General features: G+C 50.4%; 1 protein-coding gene. It reads left to right on the top strand.

Translation table 11 applies throughout. The features are described from left to right. Window position 1 precedes the first annotated feature (1 nt). Entirely contained in the window at window positions 2-13414 is a 13413-nt protein-coding gene (locus CXL14_RS14575) for a type I polyketide synthase (protein WP_101287860.1), read from the top strand. Window positions 13415-13416: the final 2 nt, after the last annotated feature.

The following is a 13416-nucleotide window of genomic DNA, read 5'->3' as shown; positions in this document are numbered from 1 at the left end:
CGTGAAGAACTTCAATAAGCAAATCACTTTATCGCTGAAAAATCCGTTTATTTTACATCATGACGTTTACGGACAAAAAGTCCTTCCGGGATTGGCTTATATTGATATGTTTTATCAGATTTTCAAAGAGCGCGGCTATTCATACGACGGGCTTCAGCTGCGCCATTTATCCATATATCAGCCGCTTATTGCGAAAGAAGACAGCGCCGTCAAGCTTACGGTTGAATGTACAAAGGTAAAAGAAGGGCGCTGGAAACTTACCGCAAAAGGGGCTGAGGTCAGCGGCGGACGAGTCCAGCCGGAAGAACGCATTTACGTCAAAGCGGAAATGCACGAGACGGGACCCGCAGTTTTCAGTGACACGCTTGATCTTGACTCTGTCAAACGCGAGGCGGAACGCACCATCGATTTAAATGAGCTGTATGCACAATGCAGAAGCCAGGAATTGGTTCACAGCGGATATATGAAAGCAGAAGGAGAAGTGTTTGAGGAGCGGGACGGCGTCACCTTTGATGTATCGCTCGGAAAAGACGCGATGGGACAGGCCGGGGGATTTTTGTTCCATCCGACTCTTCTTGACGGAAGCGGCGTCGGCGCAAACCTATTGATCTCATCGCTGTTAAATGGGGAAAAGAGGCTGTTTCTGCCTCTTTTCTACGAATCTTTTACAGCTTCCGAACCTTTGCAGGCCGGCTGCATCACGAGAATCAAACGTTCGTCGCTTCGGCAGGAAAAGGAGCTCATTTACATTACACTGGAGTTTTTTAACGCATCCGGCCGGAAAGTAGCCGAGCTGAAAGATTTCACAAGCAAGCTCGTGCGGGATGCCGAGCTGATCAATACAGACCGTAAGCCTGCTGAGAAGTCTCCTGAAAAAGCCGGTTTACCGGAAGTTGCGGCATCGCTTGAAGGCGGACACCCGCATGAGGAAGCAGAGCGGTATGTCATGAATCTGATGGCGGAAAAAATCGGCAAGCCGCTTGAACAGATTGATTCTCAAGTCGGCTACTATGAAATGGGGCTGACATCGTCCGGATTGCTTGATGTCGTCGAAACGATCAGCGAAAAAATCGGCGAAACCCTTTCTCCGACTTTGCTGTTTGAATATACGACGGCAGCAGAGCTGGCAGCTTTCCTGACTGAGCAGTACGGGAGCCATTTCAGCGCGCCTCCGGCAAAAATGGAGAAGCCGGTTGAGACGCAAACAGAGAGAAGACGGAAAAGCAGTGTTCCGCAAGATGAAGATATCGCCATTATCGGCATGGCCGGCCGCTATCCGCAGGCCGAAAATATTCATGAATTCTGGGAAAACCTGAAAGAAGGAAAAAACTGTGTCACCGAAATTCCGGAGTCTCGCTGGGACTGGCGCCGGTTTGAAAATGTAAAGTCGCCTTCCGGAAAGAGCATTTCAAAATGGGGCGGATTTATTGATGATCCGGATTGCTTTGATCCCCAATTTTTCCGGATTACGCCGCGGGAAGCTGAAACAATGGACCCTCAGGAACGGCTGTTTTTACAAACATGCTGGGAAACGATTGAGGATGCCGGATATACGCCGAAGTCGCTCGCAGAGGCGCGCGGACGGAATAAGAGACAGCGCGTCGGCGTCTTCGCAGGGGTGATGCATAAGGATTATACGTTGGTCGGGGCTGAAGCTTCTTCCGAAGATCATGTATTCCCGCTTTCTCTTAATTATGCGCAAATCGCAAACAGAGTTTCATATTTTTGCAATTTTCACGGGCCGAGCATGGCGGTCGATACGGTCTGTTCATCTTCGCTGACTGCGGTTCACCTTGCTGCGGAAAGCATTCGGCGCGGGGAATGTGAATCGGCAGTTGCCGGAGGCGTCAACTTGTCGCTGCATCCGAATAAATATCTGACATACGGTTTATGGGACATGTTTTCAACAGACGGGGTTTGTCATACATTCGGGAAAGACGGAGACGGCTATGTACCGGCTGAAGGAATCGGTGCCGTTTTATTAAAACCGCTGCGAGAGGCGGTAAAAGACGGAGACCGGATTTATGCGGTGATAAAGGGCAGTGCCGTCAATCACGTGGGGACAGTGAGCGGAATTTCCGTGCCGAGCCCTGTCGCGCAGGCCGATTTGATTGAAGAATGCCTGGACAAAGCGGGCATCGATCCGCGCACGGTCAGTTATATTGAGGCGCACGGGACGGGAACTTCTCTCGGCGATCCGATTGAGGTTCAAGGCCTTGTCAAGGCGTTCCGCCAGTACACACAGGACAAACAGTTCTGTTCGATCGGATCAGTGAAGTCCAATATCGGCCATGCGGAATCGGCGGCGGGCATCAGCGGCTTAAGCAAGGTTGCCCTGCAGCTTCACCATAAAACTTTGGTGCCGTCTCTTCATTCCGAGGAGCTGAATCCGTATTTAGATTTTGAACAATCACCGTTTTACGTCCAGCATCATACCGAAGAATGGCATCAGCCCTCAGTGACGGAAAACGGAAATGAGACCGTATATCCCCGACGTGCAGGCATCAGTTCTTTCGGGGCGACAGGTTCAAACGTGCATCTCATTCTGGAGGAATTTATCCCTGAAGAATCACACGGAACAGTGGCTGAACCGGCAGAAGAACAGACATTCATTTTTCCGGTTTCAGCCCGGAATGAAGAACGGCTAAAAGAGTATGTTGCGAAGCTGTCTGCATTTATTCATCCCGGCCTGCCGCTTGAGGATGCGGCGTATACACTTCAGATCGGCCGTGAACAGATGGAGGAGCGGGTTGCGTTTACCGCTCAGAATATGACACAGCTCAAAGAGCGGCTGAAGGGCTTTCTGGCGGGTAAAACGGTCAGCGGGTGCTGGCGGAACCGAGCCGATAAAAGCAAACAGGCAGAGCTTGCTCCGGACTTGATACATAAATGGCTTTCTTCCGGGAGTCTGGGGATGATTGCCGAAAAGTGGGCCGGCGGAGGAACGATGGATTGGAATCTCTTGTACGGTGAAAACAAACCGAATCGGATCAGCCTGCCGACATATCCGTTTGAAAAAATCCGGTATTGGGTGCCGAAGGCGGAGAAAAGAGAATCGCTGCCGCAAAAAAATGCAGGCATGCTGCATCCGCTCCTTCATGAAAATGTATCAAACATGTCAGGCGTCCGTTTTCGGTCCTCTTTTAGCGGCGGAGAATTTTTCCTGAAAGATCACGTCGTCAAAAACGAGCGGACGTTACCGGGCGCGGCTTATCTGGAAATGGTCCGGGCGGCCGTTGAACACGCGGCAGAAACGAAGGAAGAAGGAACAGTCCGTCTGAAACATGTCGTATGGATACGTCCGTTTACAGCGGCGGATGAGTCCGCAGAACTGTATCTCCGCCTTTATGACGAAGAAAATGGGGAGATGGGATTTACGGTTTACAGTGAATCGGCTTCCTCGGAAGAAGAGCCCGTTCTCTATGCGCAAGGAAGCGCGGCATTTGTCCGAGCGGGCGAACCGGCCAAAATCGAGATTGACAAATTAAGAGAGTCACGCCGTCTGATCACACCTGACGCTTGCTATCAGGCATACAAACAGATGGGGATTGAATACGGGGATGCTCACAAAGCGGTCACGGAAATCTATGCAAACGACAGCAAAGTGCTCGCAAAGCTCTCACTCCCGTCATCTATTTCTCATACAAAAGATCAGTTTGTCCTCCATCCGAGCCTTTTGGATGCGGCCTTCCACGCGACAATCGGGTTAATGCTTGACAGAGACGGGACTGACATACGGCCGATGCTGCCGTTTGCTCTCGAACAGATTGATGTGTTGAAAAGCTGTAAAAGTGATATGTGGGTATCCATTGCGTACAGCGGCGAAAGCAAGCCTGAAGATGCTGTGCAGAAGCTGGATATTGATTTGTGTGACGAACAAGGCAATGTATGTGTGAAAATGACTGGTTATTCCGCACGGGAAATTGAAACGGATAAAACAGATACACTATTTTTTGAACACGTATGGGAAGAGAAGGCCGCTGTACATGAAAAAGCGCCGATCCATTTCAAAGCCCGTCACGTGATGATATCTGACCGGTTTACGGACCAAATGAACAGCATACAGACAGACTTCAGCTGTCATGTGCTCCGTGATCAGCATAAGAGTGAAGACGAACGGTTTGAAGCTTGTGCGCTTCAGGCGTTCGAAGAAGTGAAGAAAATCCTCGCTTCAAATTCCGGCGGGCGCGAGCTCATTCAGATTGTCGTGCCTCAAGAAGCGGATACGCAGCTCCTTTGCGGCTTAACGGGGCTTTTGAAAACAGCGGCGCTTGAAAACCCGAACCTGACCGGCCAGCTGATTGAAGCGGAGCCGGACGTCAAGGCAGACACGCTGTCCCGATATGTAAAAGAATGCAGCGCTCATCCTGATGACAAGCATATTCGCTATGAAAACGGCAATCGCTATACGGCACAATGGCAGGAAACAGGGCTGGAACAGTTCGGCGCCGAAAAGCCGTGGAAGGATAAAGGTGTTTATCTGATCACAGGCGGTGCGGGCGGTCTAGGATTTTTATTCGCCAAAGAAATCGCCCGGCATGCAAAAGACGCCGTTCTTATTTTAACGGGGCGTTCTCTGTTGGATAACCGTAAAAAAACCCAGCTTCAAGAACTGTCCGATCTCGGCGCGCAAGCCGTGTACAAACAAACGGACATGACGGAAAAACAAGAAGTTCAATCGCTCATAGCGGACATCTGTCGGCAGTACGGCGGATTAAACGGTATCATACACAGCGCCGGAACGATAAAAGACAACTATATTCTGAAAAAGCACAAAGATGAGATCCGTGATGTACTGGCGCCGAAAGTCTCCGGACTGGTTCATCTGGATGAAGCGGCAAAGGACATTGAGCTGGATTTTCTGATTCTTTTCTCTTCCGGAGCCGGAAGCGCCGGAAGCGCGGGTCAGGCTGATTATGCGATGGCCAATGCGTTTATGAACGCCTTCAGTGAAAAAAGAAACCGTAAAAAAGCCCGAAATGAACGCTATGGACACACCCTTTCAATCTGCTGGCCGCTTTGGAAAGATGGCGGCATGACGGTTGATGCTGAAACGGAAGCCATGCTGACAAAAGAAAGCGGCATGGTCCCTATGCAAACAGAAAACGGCATTCAGGCTTTGTACCGCGGGTGGGCGGCAAACACATCCCAAGTCATGGTGACGGAAGGCTACGCCGCAAAAATCCGGGCGTTTCTGAAAAAATCAGCGGAACAGCCGGATAAGGGCAGCGAAACCGAAGAAACGGCAGGTCTTACAGCGGGCGGAGAGAACATGCTTGCAGAAAAAACGGAGCATTTCTTGAAACAAGTGCTTTCGGAAGTGACCAAACTTCCTGTCGGCAAAATTGACGCCAAGGCGCCTATGGAAGACTACGGTATTGATTCGATTATGATTATGCATTTGACGGGCCGGCTGGAAAAGAGCTTCGGTTCATTGTCAAAAACATTGTTTTTCGAATATCAGAATATCGAATCGCTGGCGCAGTATTTTATGAAAGCACACCGGGACACGCTGCTGGAAGTGACCGGGATGAAAACAGAAGAAACCCCTGCAGCCAAACCGGCGCTGTCTGAGAAAGCGAAAGTAAAGCCCGTTTTCAAACGGAATGAAGGCAAAAAAGGCTTTGCGCAAGTCCGTCCAGACACGCGGGAAAATCCAGTGACGGAGCGTGAAGATATCGCGATTATCGGTATGTCAGGACGATATCCGCAGGCCGAAAATCTTCAGGAATTTTGGAAGAACTTGAGTGAAGGCACTGACTGCATAACCGAAATTCCAAACGATCGCTGGGATCACAGTCTTTATTACGACGCTGATAAAGATAAAGAAGGCAAGACGTACGGAAAATGGGGAGGATTTTTGAAAGACGTGGACAAATTTGATCCGCAATTCTTCTCTATTTCGCCCCGGGATGCAAAATTGATGGACCCGCAGGAGCGGTTATTCCTGCAGTGTGTCTACGAAACGATGGAAGATGCCGGTTACACGCGCAAAAAGCTCACGGAAAAATCGGGTGATTTGCTTGGCGCCAATGTCGGTGTTTACGTCGGCGTCATGTATGAGGAATATCAGCTTTACGGAGCCGAAGAACAGGCGCGCGGAAAATCGCTTGCGCTGACCGGAAATCCGTCATCAATTGCGAACAGGGCTTCCTATGTATTCGGTTTTAACGGTCCGAGCATGGCTCTGGATACGATGTGCTCTTCCTCTTTAACAGCCATTCATCTGGCATGCCAAAGCTTGCGGAACGGGGAATGCGAAGCAGCATTTGCCGGGGGCGTCAATGTATCCGTTCATCCGAATAAATATTTGATGCTCGGCCAGAACAGATTTTTATCAAGCAAAGGCAGATGTGAAAGTTTCGGAGAAGGCGGGGACGGTTATGTGCCCGGTGAAGGAGTGGGAGCCGTACTCCTTAAGCCGCTTTCTAAAGCAAAAGCGGACGGTGATCATATTTACGGCCTGATCAAAGGAACGGCCGTGAACCATGATGGAAAAACAAACGGGTATTCCGTACCGAATCCGAACGCCCAAGCCGCGGTGATCAAACAGGCGTTAAAAGACGCGGGAACCGATCCGAGGGCGGTCAGCTACATCGAAGCCCACGGCACCGGAACTTCACTCGGCGATCCGATTGAAATCACGGGTCTGACAAAAGTCTTTTCAGAACAAACACAAGATAAACAGTTTTGCGCCATCGGCTCAGCGAAATCCAATATCGGGCACTGTGAAAGCGCGGCGGGCATCGCGGGTCTGACGAAGGTGCTCCTGCAAATGAAACATAAGCAGCTCGCACCGTCACTGCATTCCCGGACGCTTAACCCTAATATTGATTTTCTCGCTACGCCGTTTAAAGTGCAGCAGACGCTTGAAGAGTGGAAAAGACCGGTCATAAATGAAAACGGAATAAATAAAGAATTGCCGAGAACCGCGGGGCTTTCCTCATTCGGAGCCGGCGGTGTCAACGCTCATATCGTCATCGAAGAATATTCAGCTGATGAGGATAAGGAGACGGCTTTTGCCGCGCCTCATCCGTCGATGATCGTCCTTTCCGCGAAAAATGAGAAACGGCTTCAAAAACGGGCGGAACGTCTTCTTGATGCGCTGCGGAGCGGGCGTTACCGGGAAGCGGATCTGAGCCGGATCGCATATACGCTTCAAATCGGCCGTGAACCGATGGAAGAGCGTCTCGGAATGATTGTCAGCAATTTGCGCGAGCTTGAAGAAAAGCTTGACGAATTTACGGGCGGCAAGGAGTCAATTGACCAGCTCTACCGCGGACAAGTCAAACAGAATAAAGACACGATGGCGCTGTTTGCGGCTGATGAGGACATGGAAAAAACCATTGAGGCGTGGCTTGAAAAAGGCAAAGCCGCAAAGGTATTAGAGCTTTGGGTGAAGGGTCTTCCGCTGAATTGGGATAAGTTGTATCAAATGGGCAGACCGCAAAAAATCAGTCTCCCGGCCTACCCGTTTGCAAAAGACCGTTATTGGATCGACATATCAGCAGATGCAGCTGTCAAAAGACCGGGCGAAACACAGTCTGCGCCGATCGCACCGGCGGCCGCCCCGGAACCGGTCATTGAAGTAACAACTCTTCACGAGGAGACTGCCAAAGAAAAACCGTCAAACATTTCATTGCAGCCTTTGAGCGGCGCGAAACCGAAAAGAACCGTACAGTCTGTTTCCCGTCCGGCGGTTTCCGTTGAAAAAGTAAGTGCCGTATTGACCGAAAGTTTGGCAGACGTTTTATATATGGATGCCGACGATATCGACGCAGACGACACATTTATTGATATCGGCATGGATTCAATCACCGGTCTTGAATGGATAAAGGCTGTTAATAAAGCATACGGCACGTCCCTTACGGTGACGAAAGTATATGATTATCCGACAATTCGCCAGTTTGCGGCTTTCTTGCAAAAAGAGCTCGGGACAGAACCGATCCTTGAGGAAGCAACCGAACCGCAGAAAACAGAGGCCGTGAAAAAACCGTCAAACATAATGCTGCAGCCTTTAAACGCTCATAAGCAGCATGTGACACAAGCAGAAGCGGATATTCTGGAGGCGATGTCTGAAACGGCAGCTTCCGCCGAACCGGAAGAACCGATTGAAGCAGTGCATGACGAGTTATCAAAAGCACTGGCTGATGTATTGTACATGGAGCGTCATGAAGTAGATATTGATGAGGCCTTTATTGACTTGGGTATGGATTCGATTACCGGTCTTGAATGGATAAAGGCCGTCAATAAACGGTACGGCACGGACTGTAACGTAACGAAAGTGTATGATTATCCGACAATCCGCCAATTTGCCGATTTTCTGCGTACGCAGCCGTCCGTCCGCGGCAGAAAAAAACAGGCGGTTCCCGTACGTCCAAAGCCGCTTACACAGCAACACGCCCTGCAGGAGAAAACACCTGCCGAGCCTGAGAGATTAACGGTTCAAAAGGAACCTGAACCGGTGCAGGCCAAACGGGAGCCTAAAGACGAGATAGCGGACGCGATAGCCATCGTCGGCATGTCGGGCAAGTACCCGGATGCGCCGGACCTAAAGACGTATTGGGACAACTTAGCCCGTGCGAAAAATGCCATTCGCGACATCCCGCTTTCCCGCTGGGATGTAGACAAATACTATGATCCGGCCTTAAACAAGAAGGGCAAAGTATACTGCAGATCAATCGGTATGCTTGACGGCATTGAAGAATTTGATCCGCTGTTCTTTAATATTTCTCCGTCTGAAGCGGAACTTATGGACCCGCAGCACCGGATATTTTTACAGGAAGGTTTTAAAGCCTTTGAAGATGCGGGTTACAGTTCAAAAGAATTAAACGGGAAAAATTGCGGCGTTTATTTGGGGATTATGAACAATGAATACGGCATGATGTTAAACAAACATCAGACAGGAGGAAGTGCGACGGGCAACAGTTTCAGCATCGCGGCGGCCCGCCTGCCTTATTATCTCAATTTGAAAGGTCCGGCCATTCCGATCGATACGGCATGCTCTTCATCTCTTGTCGGGACTCATTTGGCGCGTCAGGCGCTGTTGAATCATGAAATTGACATGGCGCTTGTCGGCGGCGTCACCTTGTATTTAACGCCTGAATCATACATCAGCATGTGTGAAGCCGGAATGCTGTCTCCTGACGGCCAATGTAAAGCATTTGATAACAGTGCGAACGGATTTGTGCCCGGCGAAGGCGCGGGGGCGCTCGTTTTGAAGAGGCTGAAAGATGCGGAAGCCGATCAAGACCATATTTACGGAGTCATTATCGGATCTGGAATTAACCAGGACGGAAAAACCAACGGCATTACCGCACCAAGCGCGAAAAGCCAAATGGATTTAGAGCGCCAAGTGTATGAAGCGCACAACATCCACCCTGAGAGCATCACCTATGCGGAAATGCACGGCACCGGCACAAAGCAGGGGGATCCGATTGAATTAGAAGCCCTGTCTTCTGTATTTAAGGAAAAAACGGACCGCAAACAATTTTGCGCCATCGGTTCGGTTAAATCGAATATTGGGCATACGTCGGCGGCGGCAGGTGTAGCAAGCGTCCAGAAGGTTCTGCTGTCGATGAAGCATCAGCAGCTTGTGCCGACCCTTCATTTCAGCACGCCGAATGAACATTTTGATTTCGATGACTCGCCTTTATTTGTCAATACCGAACTCAAACCTTGGGAAACAGGCGGAGCACCGCGGCGGGCCTGTGTCAGCTCATTCGGCTACAGCGGCACAAACGCTCATCTCGTTATCGAAGAGTATCAGCCGAAAGACCGGGGAAGCCGTAAGCCTGATGAGACAAACATTTTTGTGCTGTCGGCGAAAAAAGCGCCCCAGGTAAAAACCTATGCCGAGTCTGTGATCGAATTTGCAAAAGCCAATCAGAATATCAATCTTTCAGATATGGCGTACACGCTTCAAACCGGGCGTGATGCGAAGGATTACCGTCTTGCGGTTACAGCCGGTTCGAGAGAAGAACTGATCAGCCGTTTAACCGATTTTGTAAACGGAAATACGGGTGAAGGGATATATGAAGCCCATATCAAAACGGCTAAAAAAGAAATTAAAGCATTTGAAACGGACGATGACCTGAAGCAGCTTGTCAGGTCATGGTTCAATAAGAAAAAATACGCCAAAATAGCGGAATTGTGGGCTAAAGGGCTTCAGATGGACTGGGACAGACTCTATCAAGGCGAAAAACCCCGCAGAATCAGTCTGCCGGCTTACCCATTTGCGAAGGAGCCGTACTGGCTGCCTGAGCCGAAAGCCGTACCGCAGGAAACAGAAGACCGGCGCAAGGCTGTGCTTTTAGAAAAGCAATGGGTTCCGTGTGAGATCGATTCGGCCGGTGAGAAAAGCGGCAGGACGGTCATGATTCTGGCTGATGAAAGAACAGCGGAGCTAGCCGAAGAGACTGCGAAGCATTTCACTGACTCGTTCATTCTCCCGGTCGATTCTGCTGATACTGCAGCTAGCGATTGGAATCACATAGATGGCGCAATCGATCTGACGGGATGCGGAGACGAAGACCCTTCACTGAAAGGGATCAGCCGGCTCCAGACTCTGATTGATACAAGCCGCCGGCAAGCGCGGCCGCTGACGCTGCTATATGTAACAAAAGGCTTGGAGCCATTTCAGCAGAAAACGATTCATCTTGCAGGAGCGGCAAAAAGCGGCCTGTACAGAATGCTTCAAAATGAGTATCAAAACGTGACGTCAAGACACATGGATGCCGATACAGATACGGATCAGCAGACGCTTGCCAAACAGATTGCAGATGAATTTTCGGCGGACAGCACAGAACCGGAAATCTGCCGCCGAAACGGACAGAGATACCGTGCTTTATTCAGGGAGATTCCAAGCGGGAAGCGAGCAGAACATAAGCCCGCACCGTTTCCTGAAGACCATGTGCTTTTCATTACCGGAGGGACGAGGGGACTGGGTCTCTTATGCGCCCGCCATTTCACAGAAAAACACGGCGTGAAAAAAGTAGTGCTGACAGGCAGGGAGCCGATTCCTCCCCGCCATGAACGGTCAGCCGTTAATACAAGGCTGAAAGAGAAGATACGGGCGATTGAAGAGCTCGAAGCAAAAGGAGTGCAAGTGGCGGTGATCAGTCTGAAATTGTCTGATCATGATGCGGCGGCAGCGGAAATTGAAACGATCCGGCGCACGATGGGACCGATAGGCGGCGTCATTCACTGTGCGGGATCGGTTAATTCAGTAAATCCGGCGTTTATCAGAAAGACTGCCGACGATATACAAGAAGTGCTGGAACCGAAAGTCGCAGGGCTTCAAACATTAAGCAGCCTTTTCACAAATGATCCTTTGCAATTTTTTGTCTTATTTTCTTCAGTATCTGCAGTCGTTCCGGCGCTCGCGGCGGGACAGTCGGATTATGCGATGGCAAATGCGTACATGGATTATTTCGCGGCGGCTCATCAGCATCAATATCCGTTAGTCAGCATTCAATGGCCGAACTGGAAGGAAACCGGATTAGGTGAAGTCCGCACAGAAAGCCTGAAGCAGACCGGACTGCTGGGACTGTCCAACGCGGAAGGACTTGACTTGCTGGACCGCATTTTATCTGAAAACATCCGCCCGTCCGTTCTGCCGGCTATCGTCGATCGGAGCGAATGGCATCCTGACAGGCTGCTCTGTCAAGTGAAAACACAAAAAGCCGTAATAAACGGCAAAGCCGCGGAAAAACATTCAGACAGAGACCTGCTTCTTGATACGAAGGCGTGGCTTGTGAAACTATTTTCCGATGAACTGAAAATCGCTCCGGAAGAACTGGAAACAGACGAACCGTTTCAGGATTACGGGGTTGATTCGATCATTTTAGCGCAGCTTTTACAGCAAATGAATCAAGCGCTCAAAGAGGACTTAGATCCGTCTGTTTTATATGAACATCCGACGATCGATGCGTTTGCCGAATGGCTTGTATCCAATGGGCAGCCGCTGCTTGCAGAAAGGGAGGAACCTGATACAGAAATGTTGGTTCCGGCTGCCGTACAAACGGTTCACACTGAACAAAAGCGTGATGCCGTAACTGAAGACATTGCCGTCGTCGGAATGAGCTGCCGTTTTCCGGGAGCGGAATCGTTAGAACAATATTGGGACTTGCTGAGAAGCGGCAGGTCCGCAATCGGCTCCGTCCCGGCGGAACGTTTCGGATATGCAAATCAATACGTTGCGGGATTGATTGACAATATGGATCACTTTGATTCCGAATTCTTTTTCATTCCGGAAAACGACGCGAAAGCGATGGACCCTCAGGCGTTGGCGGTGTTGGAAGAGAGCTTGAAACTTTGGTGCCATGCCGGCTATACCCGTGAAGAAATCAAGGGCATAGAAGCCGGTGTGTATATCGGAGGCCGCAGCCAGCATCAGCCTGATCCTGAAAGTCTTGCGAATACCCGCAACCCGATCGTTGCGGGCGGGCAGAATTATTTAGCGGCAAACGTTTCGCAATTTTTTGATCTGCGCGGGCCGAGCATCGTGCTTGATACGGCTTGTTCATCGGCTTTGACAGGAATGAACATGGCCGTTCAGGCACTGAGAAGCGGCGATATCAAAGCGGCGGTAGTTGGCGGCGTCAGCCTGCTGAACACGGATGCGGCGCACCGGATGTTCCAAGAGCGCGGGCTGTTAAACGAAAAACCGGCATTTCACGTATTTGACAAGCGTTCAGGCGGAGTTGTCCTCGGTGAAGGCGTCGGCATGGTGCTGTTAAAAACAGTAAGCCAGGCGCAAAAAGACGGCGACACGATACACGCAGTCATTAAGGCCGCCGCCATGAACAATGACGGCAGAACGGCAGGCCCGTCAGCCCCTAATATGCAGGCGCAAAAAGACGTTATGCAAAGCGCGCTTTTCAAAAGCGGCAAAAAGCCGGAAGACATCACTTATATCGAAGCAAACGGATCGGGTTCCGCGGTGACTGATTTGCTTGAGCTGAAGGCGATTCAATCCGTATACCGCTCAGGTCGGCATGTTCCGCTCGGCATCGGGTCAATTAAGCCGAACATCGGGCATCCGCTTTGCGCAGAAGGCATCGCAAGCTTCATTAAAGTCGTATTAATGCTGAAGCATAAACAAACGGTTCCGTTTCTCTCAGGAGACGAACCGATGCCGCATTTTGATATAACAAAGACAGATTTTCACTTTCATAAAACAGCCGGCGAATGGGATGCAGCCAGACCGTCAGCAGCCATCAACTGCTTTGCCGACGGCGGAACAAACGCCCACGTCATTCTGGAAGCTTGGGAAGAAAAAGATACCCGAATGAAAAGAAAGCCGCTGCCGGTACCGTCATTAAGACGTAAGGCTCTGGTAAAAGAGCCTGACGCACCGGCGGAGAAACAAGAGCTTCCTGCGAAAAAAATGTTCTGGAAAGCATTTAAATGAGA

This window comes from Bacillus sp. SJ-10 (assembly GCF_002843505.1).
Taxonomy (GTDB): Bacteria; Bacillota; Bacilli; order Bacillales; family Bacillaceae; genus Bacillus; species Bacillus velezensis.
The sequence above is the reverse complement of the archived record's forward strand: the minus strand, read 5'-3'. Positions and strand labels throughout refer to the sequence as shown.